Below are 17,049 nucleotides of genomic sequence, written 5' to 3'. Positions count from 1 at the left end.
GCATTGTTGTGATACAGAACCTTAAGGGTACTAAGCACTGCAAGATACCAGGCAGTGCGGTAAGAATTATCGCTAGGAAGGAAACATGGCACCAAATCAAAGAGCAGTCTCTCGACTGATTGCTCAAGCAGGTCAGATGCTGTTAGCCCATGGCGCTGAAAGCACCTTAGTTGGACACATTACTCACCGTATAGGGAAAGCGGCGGGGATGGATGAGGTTGAAGTCTCGTTGTCAGCCAGTTCGCTGGTCGTGACCACGGTATACAAAGAACACTGTGTGACTACCGCGAGACGAAGTCCGGATCGTGGCCTGAATATGCGTGTTGTGACGCAGATACAGCGTATCTGCATCATGATGGAGAAGGGCATTCTAGACTATCAACTCGCTCAAAAGAAGATCGATCAAATTAGCCCCGAAAGATATAACCGCTGGTTAGTGGTGGTAATGATCGGACTGTCATGTGCGGCGTTTAGCCGGTTAGCCGGTGGTGATTGGGCGGTATTCGCCATGACCTTTCTTGCATCAGCGTGTGGCATGATCGTTAGGCAAGAGTTTGGTCACCGCCATTTCAACCCTTTACTTAACTTTGCGATTACCGCGTTTGTGACCACACTCATCTCCGCACAAGCCGTGATTTATGGCATTGGTGCACAGCCGCAGCTCGTCATGGCCTCTTCAGTCCTTATGCTGGTTCCGGGCTTTCCGCTCATCAACTCTGTAGCAGATATGATCAAAGGTTACGTCAATATGGGTATCGCTCGCTTTGTTATGGCGAGTCTGCTGACGCTCGCAACCTGTTTAGGGATCGTTGGCGCAATGAGTATTACCAATGTACTAGGGTGGGTGCAATGATGTCCGTATTTGAACTCTTAGTTGCACTGCTAAACGATATGTTTTTTGCCGCGATTCCTGCCGTGGGTTTTGCTTTGGTATTCAATGTTCCCCAGAATGCGTTAGCGTATTGTGCTATCGGCGGTGCAATTGGTCATGGCTCTCGCTTTCTCATGATGCATTATGGCGTGCCTATCGAGTGGGCGACCTTTTTTGCCGCAACCATAGTAGGGATGATTGGCGTGCATTGGTCTCATAAGTTTTTGGCGCATCCTAAGGTGTTTACCGTGGCCGCTTTAATCCCTATGGTGCCGGGTGTATTTGCCTTTAAAGCCATGATTGCTATGGTGGAAATCAACCATTTAGGCTTCACGCCAGAGCTTTTGGCCACTCTTATGGAAAACTTTTTAAAGGCCATGTTCATTATCGCTGGTCTTGCCGTTGGTCTTGCCATGCCTGGGCTGTTATTCTACCGCCGACGACCAATTGTTTAACTAGGAACATAATTTCATGATCATCAGTATGATAGCCGCGATGGCAAACAATCGAATTATTGGCAAAGACAATCAGATGCCTTGGCATTTGCCCGCGGATTTCGCTTGGTTCAAACGTTGTACTATGGGAAAGCCCGTCATCATGGGCCGTAAAACCTATGAGTCGATTGGTCGCCCACTACCTGGTCGTCGCAATATCGTGGTGAGTCGTAATGCTGAGCTTGAGATTGAAGGCGTCGATACTGTGACTTCATTGGATGAGGCACTATTGCTGGTTAGTGATGTTGAAGAGGCGATGATCATTGGTGGTGGGAGCTTCTATACCCATTGTCTACCGATGGCACACAAACTCTATCTAACCCATATTAATGCTGAGATCGATGGTGACACTCAGTTCCCGGAATGGGGAGAGGGTTGGAAGCAGACTCATAACGAGCACTATCGCTCTGATGAGAAAAACGCTTATGACATGGAGTTTGTCATTTTAGAGCGTTAACGCTGATATTGACTCCAAAGCTAGCAGGCTTTGGAGTCATTGGTTTTATATTCTATCGAAAGATTAAAGAGCTGGTTGGCTGAATAGCTTTTTGTCTTCCCAACGAATCATGGTCAGTGCGCCACCCCAAACACATCCGGTATCTAGACCTATGACCTCATCGCTCACGTATCCTCCGAGCGCTGCCCAATGCCCGAATAAAACCGCCTTGCTGAGTGGTTGTCGCTCGGGCAATTGAAACCAAGGAACATACTCATTTGCGTTGACATCGTTTGGTGGCAGTTTACACCCCATATCCAAACGCCCGTCAGGGAAGCAAAATCGCATTCTAGTGAATGCATTAATGGTGTAACGAAAACGCTCTAAGCCTGAGAGTGACTCTGACCACAGATCCGGTTCATTGCTGTACATCTTTTTGATCAGCTTTTTCCAGTTAGCGCCTTTCAGTTCCGTCTCGACCTCTGCTGCACAGGCCCTCGCTTGCTCTAGCGTCCATTGTGGTGAGACACCAGCATGGCACACAACAAACTCATCGTGTTCAAGCAGAAGTGGTTGATGTCTCAACCAATCAAGCAGCTCGTCACGGTCAAGAGCATCTAGAATAGGTAGGGTTTTGTCTTTTGGCTTCGCTTTGTGAATACCTAATGATACCGCTAGAAGGTGAAGGTCGTGGTTTCCAAGGCATACCTTTGCTGATAACCCTAACGAGCGCACAAACCTCAAAGTCTCCAGTGACTTTGGTCCCCTAGCAACAAGGTCACCAGCGAACCAAACAGTGTCGTGCTCTGGGTTGAATTGAGCGCTCGATAAAAGAAGCTGCAGTTCATCAAGACAGCCTTGAATGTCTCCGACAATATAATTTGCCACAGTGTTCCTTAATTCAAAATATTGGGGATAGCGAGGCGAAAGGGCTCGATCTCCGCGATAAACTCTTTGCCGGCTTCGTCAAGCATGATGTAGTGACCTTGCATGACGCCTAGCGGTGTTTCGATGGCCGTGCCACTGGTATAGGTGTATTCGTCATTTTTTTCTATCACAGGCTGCTGACCAACGACACCCTCACCTTCTACGGTAAGTTGTTTGCCGTTGGCGTCGGTAATGAGCCAGCGACGACTGATGAGTTGCACGGTTTCTTGGCTGAGATTTTTGATGGTAATGATGTAGGCAAACACATAACGATTGTTGTCTGGATCGGATTGCTCTTCTACGTACTTAGTATGTACTTGGCATTTTACGCATGGCGTAGTCGACTCCATGTCTCTCTCCTGGCAGCTTATGGTGTTCATCCATCAGATATGACAAAAAAAACGCTCAATAGCAAGCTAGTGAGCGTTTTTTCTATTATTGGTGATTGGCGTCGAGCCAGTTCGCCATGTCGACAAACTGTTGCAGTGTCAGGTTCTCTGGTCGCATTGATGGATTCACACCAAGCTCTTCCAAGATTTCTGCGGACATCAGTGCTTTATAACAGTTGCGCACGGTCTTACGGCGTTGGTTAAAACCTTCGCGACACACACGATCAAGCCACTTAAGGCTGGTTGCTGGGTAAGGCAGTTCTTCGTAAGGAACGAGACGCACAACTGCAGAGTCTACTTTTGGCGGCGGTACGAATGCCGTTGGCGGCACTTCAAGTACGGGTACTACTTTGCAGTAGTATTGTGCCATGACCGTCAGACGCCCATAAGCTTTGCTACCTGGCCCTGCAGCTAGACGGTTAACCACTTCTTTTTGAAGCATAAAGTGCATGTCTTGAATGTCTTTATGGAATTCAAACAAGTGGAACATCAAAGGTGTAGAGATGTTATATGGCAGATTACCGAAGATACGCAGTTTGTTGTTTGGCTTCACCAACTGGGTGAAGTCAAAACGCATTGCGTCGCCTTCGTGAATCGTCAATTTATCGGCTAGATCTGGGTGATTACGCAGACGCTCCGCCAAGTCACGGTCTAGCTCGATTACCGTGAACTTATCGACTTCTTTGCCCACTGGCTCAGTGATAGCACCAAGACCAGGGCCGATCTCAACGAGGTTTTGACCCGGTTTTGGGTTAATCGAGGATACGATGCCATCGATAATGTAAGGATCGTTCAGGAAGTTCTGACCAAAGCGTTTTCTGGCCTTGTGCCCTAAATGGACATCATTTCTCATTGTCTGCTCTCTACTAAGTCTATTGCGTACGCCAGCGCCGTCTCAAAGCTGCCAAAGTCTGCTTGGCCTGTGCCAGCAAGATCAATCGCGGTGCCATGATCAACCGATGTCCTTATAAAAGGTAGACCAAGTGTGATGTTTACTGAACGACCAAAGCCTTTGTATTTCAATACAGGGAGTACTTGATCGTGATACATGCCTAAGACAGCATCCGCTTCGCGTAAGTATTTGTCATTAAATATCGTGTCGGCGGGTAATGGGCCAACAAGCTGATAATTTTTCTCTGTGCGAAGTTTTTCTAGGGTAGGAGTGATGGTTTCAATCTCTTCCATTCCTAGGCAGCCATCTTCACCCGCGTGAGGGTTTAGGCCGCAGACATAGATGTTTGGTGTCTTGATACCAAACTTGGTGACCAAATCATGATGCAGTATGTCGACGATTCGCGTTACGCGATCTTCGGTGATGGCATTAGGTACTTCCGATAAGGGAAGGTGAGTCGTAACCAGTGCAGTTCTTAACCCTTCCGTTGCGAGCATCATCACCACAAGTGGTGTATTTGATACCTCGGCAAAGAACTCTGTATGGCCACTAAAGCTAACGCCAGCGCGATTGATCACCCCTTTGTGCACAGGGCCGGTGACAATAGCATCAAATTCACCTTTCATACAGCCTTTTGCGGCTTTTTCTAGGGTATTTAATACGTATTGCCCGTTTCGCTCATCCAGAACACCTGCTTTAGCAGGCACTGCAAGTGGTTCATGCAAAATAACCAATCGACCAGGTGTATGAGAATCGAAATTCTGTGGATCGAAATCAGTGAGTTCGACGCTTATACCGAGCTGCTGTGCTCGTTCTGCGATCAAAGACTTGTCGGCGCAAATGACCACTTGATGTGGCCATTCCTTTTGCGATAGTGCGACCGCTAAGTCAGGACCTATTCCCGCAGGCTCGCCTGCCGTAACGATAACACGCTTAATTGGTTGCATTCTCTTCGTCCTCATCGATCACCATTTCGACAAAGGCACTTGCTCGCAGTTCTTGGATCCAAGCAGACGCTTCCTCGTTAAACTTACGATTGAACAAGATACGATAAGCACGGTTTTGCATCGCAGAACCTGTCTTATCCACATCGCGTCGATCTAAGACTTCGACGATGTGCCAGCCGTGTACGGTCTTAAACGGTTCGCTGATCTGGTTAACGGGTAGTGTTTCTACCTGATGTTTAAACTCAGGAACGTAAAGCTCTGGTGTTTGATAACCAAGCTCACCGCCTTGCACTGCAGAACCCGGGTCTTGGCTGAACTGCTCGGCCATTTCAGCAAAGCTTGCCTCACCAGACTGAACCTTTTGAATGATTTCGTTAAGTTGGCGCTTCACCCCTTCGTCACTAAGAATGACGGTAGGCTTGATCAGGATATGACGAGCGTTAACTTCAGTGACAGAAACTGTCTCTAGTCCTTTCACATCTTCAATTTTCAGAATGTGGAAACCAACACCACTTCTGAATGGACCGATAACCGTGCCTTTGGTTTGCATATTGATTTGATCAGCGAAAATGGTTGGCATTTCCTCTTTACGCATCCAGCCCCAGTCACCACCTTCCAGTGCTTTCGGGCCTTTCGAGAAGGTATAAGCCAATGTTGCGAAGTCTTCACCTTTGTTCAGGCGATCGATAATCGTTTCGGCTTGCTTCTCTTGGACGCTCTTGTCTTCACCATCATTGAATCGAAGCTGAATGTGACGAATTTTGTAGGTCACAGTAGCGTCGCTCTCTTTAGCGAGTAGCTCAGATAGGTTGTCCACTTCTGCTGGTAGAATATTGATGCGCTGTCTTACCATGGCATTGCGAGCTTCGCTTGCGGCAATTTCGTCACGAATCTGTTCACGGAACGCTTCCCAAGACAGCCCTTCAGCAGCAACCGTTTGACGAAGCTGATCGAGAGTTTGCTCATTGTTTGCAGCGATATCAGACAAAGACTGAGAGAGACGGTTATCGTCGATACGAACACCAATACGATCAGCCTCTTGAAGCTGAAGTTTTTCTAGGATGAGTTTATCTAGAATTTGCTCAAGCAAGATATCATCAGACGGCAGCTCTTGATTGTTCTTACGAGCGTTCGCGGTCAGAGTTTTGGTCGCTGAGTCGATATCGCTCTGCAAAATCACCCCGTCATTAACAATAACGCGCACGCGATCAAGCTCAACAGGCTCGGCTGTGACTTGAAATGACAGTACGGCCAATAAACAGGTTGAAAAAAGTGTACTAATAAATTTCATCGATATTCCCAGTGAAAAACTTCACAGACTGAGAGTCTGTGAAGTGAATTAAGTTCCTTGCGTGATGTCTTGGTGTGAGCCACGTACGTTCTATTCGTTAAGTATAAACGGTCGACCGTATTTCAGCGCATTGCCATTTGGCGGCTCAGGTGCTTTCGAGCTGCCACCTAGCCCCGTAATACCAAAGCTAAATCGAACATTGTCCTCAAAGTTGGCACCACCGATGCCGACGATCCCTGATTCCCAGCTACGCAGTTGGCGGCTGTAGTCGAGCCCAAAATACCAACAATCGGAGTGGTACTCCAGTTTTGCCAGCCATTCGATCGATACCCTTTCGGTCATGTCGTAATAGTATTGACCTGTGGCGATCCAGTTTCGGTTGATTTGATAACCACCGAGCAGGCCGACTTGATTAATACCATTTCTCGTCAACTTGGAGAGCTCATCATTGCTGTAGGCATTGATGCTCTCGATGTATTCCTTAGTGACGTAGCGATAGTTGGCTTGAATGAAGTCATCCTCTACTCGATATTCGACCGCGCTGTTTGCCAGTGATACGGATGATGAGTCGATATCATACTGGATGCCGCCATGATAAAAGACACGATCATCATAGTTAAAATCGGTCTCAATCGCCCATGAAGAGTAATTTGACGAATCTGTGTCAGATACGTTGTTTGGGTTTTTACTCGCTGGATCTAGGTAGTAAATTTGACCGAATGAGATCGCCAAGCGCTCTTTTTGCCCGCCGTCATAAAAGCGTGTTGTCGCACCGTAGCTTATTTGGTTGGCAGCAGCGATTTTATCTACACCACTAAAACGACGACTTCGAAACAAACCGTAGTAATCGGTCTGAAGTAAGGTTGTATCGTAGTTGTAGATGTTGCTTTGGTCGACTTCTGGGACATACAGGTACTGAACCTGAGGCTCTAGAGTTTGAGTGTAACCGCTGAAAAGCGCAGTATCACGTTCAAATACCATACCCGCGTGAGTTCTAAATTCAGGCAGGGTCCTAGTGACGCGCTCCTCGAGTGGGCCGAGCTCAGTGAGGTTTAATCCATCAATATTTTGCTCGTACTGCGTTAGCATATAACGCGCTTCTGTCGTCCAGGTACCCCAAGTATTTGAGAGTGGCAAGACCACACCAGGCTCTAAATGAAGACGCGTTGCCGATGGTTTATCTTGGTCTTCGGTCTCAAAGCGCGAGACATGACTGATAAAGTCAAAGTTGAGGTGCTTATATATCTCTGGTCGATAGTAGTTGAACTCAAACTGAGGCATCAACTGATATGGGTTGGTATCGTCAACTAAGATCTGGAAGTCTTGTACAGTAAGAGATGCATCCCAAAACTCTTCACGATAGGCAACCGTTCCCTTTTGAGAAAGTTGACCTTCCGAACGACTACCAATGCTTGAGTCAAGATCTTGGAAGTAGTCATTATCACTGACTTGGGAGTAATCTAAATCTAGCTTCCAGTGCTGGTTGAAGTTACTGCTATTTTTGTATTGAAATGCCCAGCGTTGTCCTTTTTCCGGGTATTTCTGGTCGTCAGCTAGATATTCGGCATTGAAATTACCATTGCTGGTACCAGTTAAATAGCGGAAATCGCCTTTTAGCTGTAAGCCACGTGATTGCATATAGTGAAACGTGGTCAGCAAGTCATAGTTTGGGGCGAGATTCCAATAAACAGGAATTTGTAGTTCTAAACCGTTCTTTGAGCCAAGAGATAGAGAAGGGAACAACACACCAGTTTTTCGTTTGTTGCTGGTCGGCATAGTCATATACGGCATATAAAAAATCGGCACGTCTTTGACTTCTACACGGCTTCCGTAAAGTGTCGCGGTTTCTTTTTCTTGATCAACTTTGATGTCATCGGCAAGGAAGCGCCAAGAGTTATCGTCTTCAGGACAAGTGGTAATCGAACCATCACTAATCTGGTACATGGATTTGCCAGTCTTAGAAATATACACCGCATCACCACGTCCGCCGCCACATAGCATCTTATACTGGGTGTTTTCGGCAGTGATCTCGTCTTTGTTTAGATCGTTGGTGATTTTGTCAGACACAGCATTAAACTGGCCGTCATCCAAGGTGACGTTGCCTTCTGCGACGACAACATTGTCGTCTTGGTGCAGGGTAACACTGTCCGCAGTAATGGTTTTGTTGCCCTGAATAACAACAACATCGCCTTTGTACGTGGCTCTTTGTCCATTGATCGCCTCTAAAGAGTCCGCTTCAATGTTGATTGGCTCTTGATTGGAATCTGAACTTTGTGCAGTATCAACGGAGCATTGCTCTGCTGGTGGCATAGGTTGCCCACTGTTTTTCGATGTTTCTTCGGCATGTGCGTAAGACGCTAGCAGCGCAGCACCAATAGAGGCCGCTAGATAGGTGCGGGAAAAACGTGACATCGAGTTGTACTATCCTGTTTAACTTGATTCATTCAGTTGAATTCGATTGATATTGAATCGTTTATAAGACGGTCTCTATCATAAAGGAAATTGACCTCAACGACACTAGTAGACTGCGAATCAGCGCAAAAATTCATAAATAAAGAGCACATACATCACATGATAGGTAAAATTTTAGGCGTATTTTTCGGCATGTTGTTTGGCGGACCGTTAGGGGCGCTGTTTGGCTTGTTTTTAGGGCATCAGTTTGACAAAGCTCGACGTTTAAATCAGTCCGGTTTCGCACGTGGCGGTTTTGGTGGCGCAGATCAGGCGCAGCGCCAAGAAGAGTTTCTTAATGCAGCGTACGCTGTTATGGGCCATGTGGCGAAGGCGAAAGGTCAGGTAACACGCGAAGAGATCCAGCTTGCGACCATAATGATGGATCGCATGAACCTCAACAGCGAACAAAAACGTGCTGCACAAGAGGCCTTCCGTGAGGGTAAATCTGCAGATTTTCCGCTTGAGCGAGTCCTAGATAAAGTACGTATTTCATCTGGCGGTCGCCATGACCTTTTGCAGTTCTTCCTTGAGCTTCAAATCTCAGCTGCGTTCGCAGATGGCAGTGTTCACCCAACAGAGCGCGAAGTATTACACCGCATAGCGCAAGGTCTCGGTTTCTCAGCACAACAGCTCGAGCAGCGCCTGCGTATGCAAGAAGCCGCGTTTCGCTTCCAACAGGGCGGTGGCAACTTTGGTGGGGGTCACTATCAAGGTGGGCAGCAAAGTGGTGGCAGTTGGCAACAAGCAAGCAGTGCGTCACAGCTCTCTGATGCCTATGATGTTCTCGGGATTTCTGAAGATGCGGATGCCAAAGCTGTTAAACGAGCTTATCGTAAGCTAATGAACGAACATCACCCTGATAAACTCATGGCGAAGGGTCTACCGCCAGAGATGATGAATATGGCGAAAGAGAAATCTCAAGAGATCCAAAACGCTTATGATCTCATCAAAAAAGTGAAAGGATTCAAGTAATGCTAACGGAGGAGGATGTACTCGACTTTTGGTTTCAAGAGTTATCGCCAAAGGATTGGTTTTCTGGGGACAAAGCACTGGATGAGGTGATTGCTCAAAGGTTTGGAGCGCTTCATGAACAAGCGCGCCAAGGAGAGCTACATCGCTGGCGCTCATCGGCTGAAGGCAGGCTTGCAGAAGTGATTGTGCTCGATCAGTTTTCTCGAAACCTGCATAGAGGCACGCCCGAGTCTTTTGCTTCGGATCCTATGGCTTTGGCATTGGCACAAGAGGCGGTCGCGGGTGGCGCTGACGAAATACTTTTAGCTGAACAGCGCACCTTTCTTTATATGCCCTACATGCACAGTGAATCGTTGAAAATACATGAGGAAGCGGTACTACTGTTTAAAAGCAATGGAATCGAAAACAACCTGGAATTTGAGTATCGCCACAAAGCGATTATTGAACGCTTCGGACGATACCCTCACCGAAATGAGATTTTAGGTAGGGAGTCTACCGCAGAAGAGATTGAATTCTTAAAACAGCCAGGCTCAAGCTTTTAACCCTTACTTCTTGTTTAAGTCCCAATCGTAATCGTATTTGATCTTGCCATCGAAATTGGCAAGATCAGGGCGATACTTCGCCATATGCTTCAATGCACCACCATCCTGCACAAAGTCTGCCTCAAACCATTCATAAATCGACGACAAAGTGATGGTATTTCCTGAAATGCTCGCGCCTTTCGATGAGTTCACAAATGCATTGGCAGCACTTTCTAGCAGTGCCTCGGTGTTATTGGCCGTGAATGCCTGGGTTTGCAGATTCGGGCAACCTAGGCTGGCACAGTTGACCGCATAATGTGTTCTAGAATCGTTCCAAATCGGGCGAAGGATGCGGTGCTCGATATCGTTCAAGGTAAGAGCTTGCCCTGTAATAGTAATCACCTCATCACCCCATGGGCCAAAGCTAAATAAGCCGCCAAGCTTAGTGATGGATTTCACAGGGTACTCATCTAGGATCAAATCAACCGTGATGGCGTTATAGAGGTTCACCCAGTAGGCGTACTGCTCAGCGCGGTTAAGTTGTCTTGGGTCTATTCGAGCTAGGTCACTGATGTAGGTTTTGAGCGCTTGCTTATCGTTGGGAGAAACGCGGACATAGCGCACTAGGGTATTCTCGCCTTCAGTGACTAAGTATCGGTCTAGAAAGCTCTGCCATGCTTGGTGCGAAACACTTTGCGTGTTGCTGTCATTACTTTTATCCCAATACGACCAAAGTTCAGATTTTGGCGCCGCAAAAGCACTGGTGGTAAACATGAGAAAAACCAAAGAGAGAACACGTAGCATAGCGAATATCCATTCCATTAAGTGATTAATCCAACAGACCCGACTCAGAGCCGAGTTCTTTCAGTGTAGTGACAAACGATATAAAAAAATCCCAGCCTTACTTAAGAAAGTAGGGCTGGGATTGGATAGTTCAACTAATTCGTTAGCAGATTATTTTAAGAAGCTTGGGATCTTCGCTTCATAAGCCGCAATCTTCTCTTCGTGCTGTAGCGTTAGACCGATGTTGTCCAGGCCGTTCAGTAGGCAGTGACGGCGGAATTCATCGATCTCAAAGCTATAAGATTGACCATTTGCTGTCACTTTCATCGCTTCCAAATCAACGGTGATCTCCGCACCTTCATTGGCTTCAACATAAGTGAACAGCTCATCAACTTCTTGTTCTGTTAGACGAACCGGCACCATCTGGTTATTGATAGAGTTGCCGTAGAAGATGTCTGCGAAACTTGGTGCAATCATGACTTGGATGCCATAGTCCGCCAGTGCCCAAGGGGCGTGCTCACGAGATGAACCACAACCGAAGTTTTCGCGAGCAAGCAGAATGCTGGCGCCTTGGTAACGAGGCGCGTTCATAACAAATTCTGGGTTATCTTGTTTGCCCGCATCGTCTAGGAAGCGCCAGTCGTGAAATAGGTGCTGACCAAAACCCGTACGAGTTACCTTTTGCAGGAACTGCTTAGGGATAATCGCATCGGTATCGACGTTGGCTGCATCAAGAGGGACGACTAAGCCGGTGTGTTGTTTAAATCCTGACATGGTATGTTCCTTCTTAGTCTAGCTCTCTGATATCAACGAAATGTCCAGCAATAGCGGCTGCAGCGGCCATCGCAGGGCTTACTAGGTGCGTACGACCATCACGACCTTGGCGACCTTCGAAGTTACGGTTACTGGTCGATGCACAGCGCTCTTGTGGACCTAAACGGTCATTGTTCATAGCGAGACACATAGAGCAGCCCGGTAGGCGCCATTCAAAGCCAGCATCCTTGAAGATAGCGTCCAAACCTTCCGCTTCTGCCTGAGCTTTAACCTGCTCAGAGCCAGGTACGATCAGCGCTTGAACGTGAGAAGCAACCTGGCGGCCTTTAGCAATCTCTGCCGCCGCGCGCATGTCTTCGATACGAGAGTTAGTACAAGAGCCAACAAACACCTTGTCTACCTTGTAATCTTTTAGTGATTTGCCCGCTTCTAGCCCCATGTAGGCCAGCGCTTTTTCGGCTGATGCTTTCTCTACTGGATCGGCGAAGCTTTCTGGCGCTGGAATTGGCTGATCAACCGCGATAACTTGGCCTGGGTTGGTGCCCCAAGTGACTTGAGGTTTGATGTCAGCACCGTTTAGTGTGACTACTGCATCGAAGGTCGCGTCAGCATCGGTCTTGAACGTTTTCCAGTACTCAACCGCAGTATCCCATTCAGCACCTTGAGGTGCGAATTTACGGCCTTTTAGGTACTCAAAAGTGGTCTCATCGGGTGCGATAAGGCCTGCTTTCGCGCCTAGCTCGATAGCCATGTTACATACCGTCATACGACCTTCCATGGAAAGGTCAGTGATGGCTTCACCACAGAACTCAACGACGTATCCAGTGCCGCCCGCAGCTGTTGTTTCGCCGATGATCGCGAGAACGATGTCTTTCGCTGTTACGCCTGGTGCCACTTTGCCTTGCACTTCAATCTTCATAGTTTTAGCGCGCGATTGTTTTAGAGTTTGCGTCGCTAGAACGTGCTCAACCTCTGAAGTACCGATACCGAAGGCAAGTGAGCCAAATGCGCCGTGAGTCGCGGTATGAGAGTCACCACATACGATTGTCATCGCTGGCAGTGTAATGCCTAGCTCAGGGCCCATTACGTGCACGATGCCTTGGTATTTGTGGTTGATGTCGTAAAGCGTCACACCAAACTCTTCACAGTTTTTCGATAGCGTTTCCATTTGGATACGCGCCATCTCACCAGAGGCGTTGATGTCTTTGGTCGTGGTTGACACATTGTGGTCCATAGTGGCAAAAGTTTTGCCTACTTGGCGCACTTTACGACCTTTTTCACGCAAGCCATCGAAAGCTTGTGGTGAAGTCACTTCATGAACCAAGTGACGGTCGATATAAAGAATTGGGTTTTCGCCCTCTGCTTCGACGGCAACATGAGCGTCGTAGACTTTTTCGTATAGAGTTTTAGACATTGCTTAATTCCTTGCTTCCCCTAGCTGAATTGAACGGCCATCGGCTAGGGCAGTGTTTTAATTATGAATTCAGTACGTACGCTGCGATCTTGTCACCCATCTCAAAGGTGCTCAATGCTGGCTTGTCACCGGCTAGGTCGGCAGTAAGCTCACCCGCTGCTAGGGCTTTGCTCACTGCTGCTTCAATATCTTGCGCTGCCGCTTCTTCACCTAGGCTGTAACGCAGCATTAGTGCAGCTGAAAGGATTTGAGCAACCGGGTTAGCGATGTTCTTGCCTGCGATATCTGGTGCACTGCCGCCTGCTGGTTCGTAAAGGCCGAACTGGCTTTCGTTTAGGCTTGCTGATGGCAGCATGCCCATAGAGCCTGTGATCATCGCACATTCATCAGAGATGATATCGCCGAAGATGTTTGAGCAAAGCATGATGTCAAACTGCGCTGGGTCTTTAATCAGCTGCATGGTCGCGTTATCGATGTACATGTGGTTAAGCGTCACATCTGGGTAGTCCTTCGCAACTTCTTCAACCACTTCACGCCATAGAATAGAGCTCTGTAGAACGTTCGCTTTGTCGATTGAGTACACGTTTTTGTTACGAAGACGTGCAGATTCAAACGCGATCTTAGCGATACGCTCGATCTCGTAGCGGTGGTATACCTCAGTATCAAACGCTTTCTCTGTCGGGCCTTCGCCTTCACGACCTTTTGGCTGACCAAAGTAGATGCCGCCCGTTAGCTCGCGAACAACCACGATGTCGAAGCCTTTTGCTGAGATATCAGCGCGCAGTGGAGAGAAGTCCTCTAGACCTGCGTGAATCTGCGCAGGGCGCAGGTTACAGAACAGTTGGAAGTGTTTACGAAGTGGAAGTAGCGCACCACGTTCAGGTTGATCGTTTGGTGGAAGGTGTTCCCACTTAGGACCGCCAACCGAACCAAATAGAATCGCATTCGACTCTTCACAGCCTTTTACCGTGCTCTCAGGAAGCGGGCAGCCGTGGTTATCAATGGCAATACCACCTACATCAAACTCTTCACGCTCTAGGGTAATGTTGTGTTTCTCTGAAATTGCATCAAGCACTTTATGAGCCTGAGCCATTACTTCTGGACCAATACCGTCACCTGGTAGAACCGCAATCTTGTAAGTACCTGCCATGGGGCTAATTTCCTTAAATGTTGTATTTGCTTATATTTTTAGGTTTGCTCGCGGCTGTGCGAGCAAACGAATCTTTGGCTTGGCTCCACCGAGGAGTGGAGCCAAGTAATCTGTCTTATACCGTTTCGACTTTCTTCTGCTTCATCACTTCGATTTGATCAGCGCGATGGATACTATTGATAACATGAAGTAGTGCCTGACCTGAAGCCTCAACGATGTCGGTTGAGACACCCGTACCGTGATATTTGCGACCTTTGTAGTTCGCGATGATATCCGCTTGACCTAAGCCATCTTCACCTTCGCCTTTCGCCGTCAAATCAAACTTGTCTAGCACAATGTCATAACCGGTTACGCGATAGATACATTGGTAAAGTGCGTCAACTGGACCATTGCCCACAGCTGCTTCGCATTTCTCTTCGTCACCGCACTGGATCTTGATACTAGTCGTTGCCATGATGCTGCCTGATTGCACGCTCAAGTAGTTCAACTTAAAGAAGTCGTCTTCTTCGCGCAAGTTTGCAAAGTGCATTAATGCTTCTAGGTCGTAGTCGAATACCTGACCTTTGCGATCCGCAAGCTTCAAGAAATCTTGATACAAAGTATCTAGGTTGTACTCATGCTCACTGTAACCCATTGAATCCATGTGGCTCTTAACGGCCGCGCGGCCAGAACGGCTGGTTAGGTTCAGTGCTTTGTTCTTCAGACCGATAGACTCAGGGGTCATGATCTCGTAAGTATTCTTATTCTTTAGCATGCCATCTTGGTGGATGCCTGAGGAGTGGCTGAACGCGTTGGCACCAACAATCGCCTTGTTGTCTTGAATCGGCATATTACATAGCTGAGACACTAGCTTACTGGTGCGGTGGATCTCTTGGTGCTGAAGACCGGTGTGAACGCCTAAGAACTCTTGGCGCGTCTTGATGATCATCGCAATTTCTTCTAGCGAGCAGTTACCTGCACGTTCACCGATACCATTGATGGTCCCTTCGATCTGACGAGCACCAGCTTGCACGGCTGCGATTGAGTTAGCCACTGACATACCCAAGTCATCGTGACAGTGCACAGAGATGATGGCTTTGTCGATGTTTGGAACGCGATTGAAAAGTGTCTGGATGATGCCACCGAACTCATTTGGGACGGTGTAGCCTACTGTGTCTGGGATGTTGATGGTGCGAGCGCCAGCATCGATAGCCGCTTCCACCATACGACACAAGTTATCGATCGGAGTACGACCTGCATCTTCACATGAGAACTCGACGTCGTCGGTGTAGTTACGCGCATGCTTAACCGCTTTAACGCCCATCTCAACTACATCGTCGTAGCTGCGGCGCAATTTGTCTTGAACGTGGACGGTCGATGTTGAAATGAAGGTATGGATACGGAACGCGTCCGCCACTTTTAAGGCTTCAGCTGCCGCATCAATGTCTTTCGCTACCGCACGAGACAAGGCACATACGCGGCTATCTTTAATGTGTTTCGCTATGGTCTGCACCGATTCAAAATCACCCGGAGAGGAGATAGGGAAACCAGCTTCGATAACATCAACACCTAGACGCTCGAGCGCATAAGCAATTTGCAGCTTCTCTTTCACTGTTAGACTTGCTGAAAGTGCTTGTTCGCCGTCACGTAATGTGGTGTCGAATATAATCACCTGATCGTTCATATTTGCTTCCTCTTTTTCCAGGTTAATCGTTTACGTCCAGTTCAATCGATATAAAAAAACCCGCTTGTGTAAGCGGGTTTTTTGGAATTCTTTATGTGGTGTTTTTCGTCCACAACCTACCCGCGCGATGTTTTCACGATAAGGAGGAGGTTCAGGAGTAGAGAAAAACGTAATGACACTGTTATGCGTTCCACAAAAATAAGTTACAAGATTAGTACCGCACTCAGCTTCATGCGTCAAGGATTAATCTGAATTTTTATTGATATCGGAGCAGTTCGCTTTTTATCCGAGGTAAGGGGAGTGCTTAATTAATCACATGATTAATATTTGATGAATTTAACTGTTCGCCGATTGAGCAAGCTTTACTCTACAATTAATCAATGATTAATAAAAGCAAGGATTGGTATGACGAACGCTACTGAGACCACGCGTAAAGTCGGTCGCCCCAAAGAACGCACGGATGCGAGGCACAAGCTCCTTACCCATGCGAGAGAACTGTTTGTCGTCATGCCTTATGACAAAGTCTCAACACGTCTGATTGCTCAAAAGGCGGGCGTCAATATTGCCATGATTCGCTACTACTTTGGTAACAAAGAAGGTCTTTTTGAGACTATGGTTCGCGAAACCATGATGCCGATGAAAAAGAAGATGGATGACATTTTCAACGAGAGCGATCATCGTAATCTGTTTGAGTTCATGCGTATTTACTACCATGAAATGAATAAAGTCCCTCAGTTTCCGAGATTGGTCGCTCAAGTCATGCACATGCCGCCTTCAGCGACGCAGCGACGATTGTTTGAAAAGGTGTTCACCGATATGGGAAGGCCAGACCATGATTTGATGTTTGGTAAGCTCAAAAAAGCGGGATATCTGCACAGCGATGTCAATCCAAAGCTCTGTAAAGTCTCTTTTATTGCTCTAATGGTTTTCCCATTTGTGGCGCCGCCCGCCATGCTGCAATTACACGGTATTGAGTTAACCGAATCTTTCCTTGATGAACTGTTAGAACACAACATTCGTCTGCTCTCACGTGGTTTACTGCGTGACCAAACCTAATTACAGAATGTAACT

The 17,049-nt window shown here is 47.5% G+C and carries 17 protein-coding genes; 6 read left to right on the top strand and 11 right to left on the bottom strand.

The features are described from left to right. Positions 1–85 precede the first annotated feature (85 nt). The 3 genes from J4N45_RS15990 to folA are packed head-to-tail and all read left to right on the top strand — an operon-like array spanning position 86 to position 1,822. Positions 86–853 (top strand): threonine/serine exporter family protein, encoded by a 768-nt coding sequence (locus J4N45_RS15990; RefSeq protein WP_252012466.1) that lies wholly within the window; start codon positions 86–88, stop codon positions 851–853. Then, positions 853–1,326 carry a threonine/serine exporter family protein gene (locus tag J4N45_RS15985; protein ID WP_252014708.1) on the top strand — a complete coding sequence of 158 codons (474 nt, stop codon included), beginning with the start codon at positions 853–855 and terminating at the stop codon, positions 1,324–1,326. The genes J4N45_RS15990 and J4N45_RS15985 overlap by 1 nt, the downstream gene beginning before the upstream one ends. 16 nt (positions 1,327–1,342) lie before the next feature. Beyond that, on the top strand, positions 1,343–1,822 hold the full coding sequence (gene folA / locus J4N45_RS15980; protein ID WP_252012464.1) for a type 3 dihydrofolate reductase: 480 nt from the start codon (positions 1,343–1,345) through the stop codon (positions 1,820–1,822). A gap of 63 nt (positions 1,823–1,885) precedes the next feature. Here folA and J4N45_RS15975 read toward each other — a convergent pair whose 3' ends face one another. The 6 genes from J4N45_RS15975 to lptD all read right to left on the bottom strand — a co-directional run bounded on the left by J4N45_RS15975 (position 1,886) and on the right by lptD (position 8,659). After that, positions 1,886–2,689 (bottom strand): symmetrical bis(5'-nucleosyl)-tetraphosphatase, encoded by an 804-nt coding sequence (locus J4N45_RS15975; RefSeq protein WP_252012462.1) that lies wholly within the window; start codon positions 2,687–2,689, stop codon positions 1,886–1,888. Positions 2,690–2,697: 8 nt separating this feature from the next. Next, positions 2,698–3,078 carry a Co2+/Mg2+ efflux facilitator ApaG/CorD gene (gene apaG, locus J4N45_RS15970; protein WP_234495199.1) on the bottom strand — a complete coding sequence of 127 codons (381 nt, stop codon included), beginning with the start codon at positions 3,076–3,078 and terminating at the stop codon, positions 2,698–2,700. Between the two features lie 85 nt (positions 3,079–3,163). Further along, positions 3,164–3,970: a 16S rRNA (adenine(1518)-N(6)/adenine(1519)-N(6))-dimethyltransferase RsmA gene (gene rsmA, locus J4N45_RS15965; protein WP_252012459.1), complete on the bottom strand. Its 807-nt coding sequence runs from the start codon at positions 3,968–3,970 to the stop codon at positions 3,164–3,166. Then, positions 3,967–4,956 carry a 4-hydroxythreonine-4-phosphate dehydrogenase PdxA gene (pdxA, locus tag J4N45_RS15960; protein ID WP_234495201.1) on the bottom strand — a complete coding sequence of 330 codons (990 nt, stop codon included), beginning with the start codon at positions 4,954–4,956 and terminating at the stop codon, positions 3,967–3,969. The genes rsmA and pdxA overlap by 4 nt, the downstream gene beginning before the upstream one ends. Continuing rightward, positions 4,943–6,247 (bottom strand): peptidylprolyl isomerase SurA, encoded by a 1,305-nt coding sequence (gene surA / locus J4N45_RS15955; protein ID WP_128648796.1) that lies wholly within the window; start codon positions 6,245–6,247, stop codon positions 4,943–4,945. The genes pdxA and surA overlap by 14 nt, the downstream gene beginning before the upstream one ends. Before the next feature lie 90 nt (positions 6,248–6,337). Next, complete coding sequence (gene lptD / locus J4N45_RS15950; RefSeq protein WP_252012457.1) at positions 6,338–8,659, bottom strand: LPS assembly protein LptD; 2,322 nt, start codon at positions 8,657–8,659, stop codon at positions 6,338–6,340. Positions 8,660–8,818: 159 nt separating this feature from the next. Between lptD and djlA the strand changes: the two genes are divergently transcribed. Together djlA and J4N45_RS15940 are read left to right on the top strand one after the other, a co-directional pair. Continuing rightward, positions 8,819–9,673, top strand: a complete 855-nt coding sequence (gene djlA / locus J4N45_RS15945) for a co-chaperone DjlA (RefSeq protein ID WP_128648797.1) — start codon at positions 8,819–8,821, stop codon at positions 9,671–9,673. Next, complete coding sequence (locus J4N45_RS15940; protein WP_252012446.1) at positions 9,673–10,215, top strand: DUF924 family protein; 543 nt, start codon at positions 9,673–9,675, stop codon at positions 10,213–10,215. Before djlA ends, J4N45_RS15940 begins: the two co-directional genes overlap by 1 nt. Positions 10,216–10,218: 3 nt before the next feature. On the opposite strand, the gene J4N45_RS15935 is transcribed toward J4N45_RS15940, so the two are convergent. The 5 genes from J4N45_RS15935 to leuA all read right to left on the bottom strand — a co-directional run bounded on the left by J4N45_RS15935 (position 10,219) and on the right by leuA (position 15,978). Continuing rightward, the gene (locus J4N45_RS15935; RefSeq protein ID WP_252014707.1) at positions 10,219–10,998 is read right to left on the bottom strand and encodes a DUF547 domain-containing protein; all 780 of its coding nucleotides are present in this window, start codon (positions 10,996–10,998) and stop codon (positions 10,219–10,221) included. Between the two features lie 150 nt (positions 10,999–11,148). Then, positions 11,149–11,751, bottom strand: coding sequence for a 3-isopropylmalate dehydratase small subunit (gene leuD / locus J4N45_RS15930; RefSeq protein WP_252012444.1), 603 nt, complete (start codon positions 11,749–11,751; stop codon positions 11,149–11,151). A gap of 13 nt (positions 11,752–11,764) precedes the next feature. Beyond that, positions 11,765–13,165, bottom strand: a complete 1,401-nt coding sequence (leuC, locus tag J4N45_RS15925; protein WP_252012442.1) for a 3-isopropylmalate dehydratase large subunit — start codon at positions 13,163–13,165, stop codon at positions 11,765–11,767. Between the two features lie 61 nt (positions 13,166–13,226). Further along, complete coding sequence (gene leuB, locus J4N45_RS15920; RefSeq protein WP_252012441.1) at positions 13,227–14,315, bottom strand: 3-isopropylmalate dehydrogenase; 1,089 nt, start codon at positions 14,313–14,315, stop codon at positions 13,227–13,229. Between the two features lie 115 nt (positions 14,316–14,430). Beyond that, complete coding sequence (gene leuA / locus J4N45_RS15915) at positions 14,431–15,978, bottom strand: 2-isopropylmalate synthase (protein WP_252012440.1); 1,548 nt, start codon at positions 15,976–15,978, stop codon at positions 14,431–14,433. A 405-nt stretch (positions 15,979–16,383) separates the two neighbouring features. Between leuA and J4N45_RS15910 the strand changes: the two genes are divergently transcribed. Continuing rightward, complete coding sequence (locus J4N45_RS15910) at positions 16,384–17,034, top strand: TetR/AcrR family transcriptional regulator (protein ID WP_042473471.1); 651 nt, start codon at positions 16,384–16,386, stop codon at positions 17,032–17,034. Positions 17,035–17,049: the final 15 nt, after the last annotated feature.

Source organism: Vibrio sp. SCSIO 43140 (assembly GCF_023716585.1).
Lineage (GTDB): Bacteria > Pseudomonadota > Gammaproteobacteria > Enterobacterales > Vibrionaceae > Vibrio > Vibrio maritimus_B.
This window is presented reverse-complemented; position numbering and strand designations above follow the sequence as displayed.

Coding starts and splice junctions, on each gene's coding strand:
- leuC (WP_252012442.1), bottom strand. CDS start 13,165: ATGTCTAAAACTCTATACGAAAAAGTCTACGACGCTCATGTTGCCGTC.
- leuB (WP_252012441.1), bottom strand. CDS start 14,315: ATGGCAGGTACTTACAAGATTGCGGTTCTACCAGGTGACGGTATTGGT.
- pdxA (WP_234495201.1), bottom strand. CDS start 4,956: ATGCAACCAATTAAGCGTGTTATCGTTACGGCAGGCGAGCCTGCGGGA.
- apaG (WP_234495199.1), bottom strand. CDS start 3,078: ATGGAGTCGACTACGCCATGCGTAAAATGCCAAGTACATACTAAGTAC.
- lptD (WP_252012457.1), bottom strand. CDS start 8,659: ATGTCACGTTTTTCCCGCACCTATCTAGCGGCCTCTATTGGTGCTGCG.
- J4N45_RS15910 (WP_042473471.1), top strand. CDS start 16,384: ATGACGAACGCTACTGAGACCACGCGTAAAGTCGGTCGCCCCAAAGAA.
- djlA (WP_128648797.1), top strand. CDS start 8,819: ATGATAGGTAAAATTTTAGGCGTATTTTTCGGCATGTTGTTTGGCGGA.
- rsmA (WP_252012459.1), bottom strand. CDS start 3,970: ATGAGAAATGATGTCCATTTAGGGCACAAGGCCAGAAAACGCTTTGGT.
- folA (WP_252012464.1), top strand. CDS start 1,343: ATGATCATCAGTATGATAGCCGCGATGGCAAACAATCGAATTATTGGC.
- leuD (WP_252012444.1), bottom strand. CDS start 11,751: ATGTCAGGATTTAAACAACACACCGGCTTAGTCGTCCCTCTTGATGCA.
- surA (WP_128648796.1), bottom strand. CDS start 6,247: ATGAAATTTATTAGTACACTTTTTTCAACCTGTTTATTGGCCGTACTG.
- J4N45_RS15940 (WP_252012446.1), top strand. CDS start 9,673: ATGCTAACGGAGGAGGATGTACTCGACTTTTGGTTTCAAGAGTTATCG.
- J4N45_RS15985 (WP_252014708.1), top strand. CDS start 853: ATGTCCGTATTTGAACTCTTAGTTGCACTGCTAAACGATATGTTTTTT.
- leuA (WP_252012440.1), bottom strand. CDS start 15,978: ATGAACGATCAGGTGATTATATTCGACACCACATTACGTGACGGCGAA.
- J4N45_RS15990 (WP_252012466.1), top strand. CDS start 86: ATGGCACCAAATCAAAGAGCAGTCTCTCGACTGATTGCTCAAGCAGGT.
- J4N45_RS15935 (WP_252014707.1), bottom strand. CDS start 10,998: ATGCTACGTGTTCTCTCTTTGGTTTTTCTCATGTTTACCACCAGTGCT.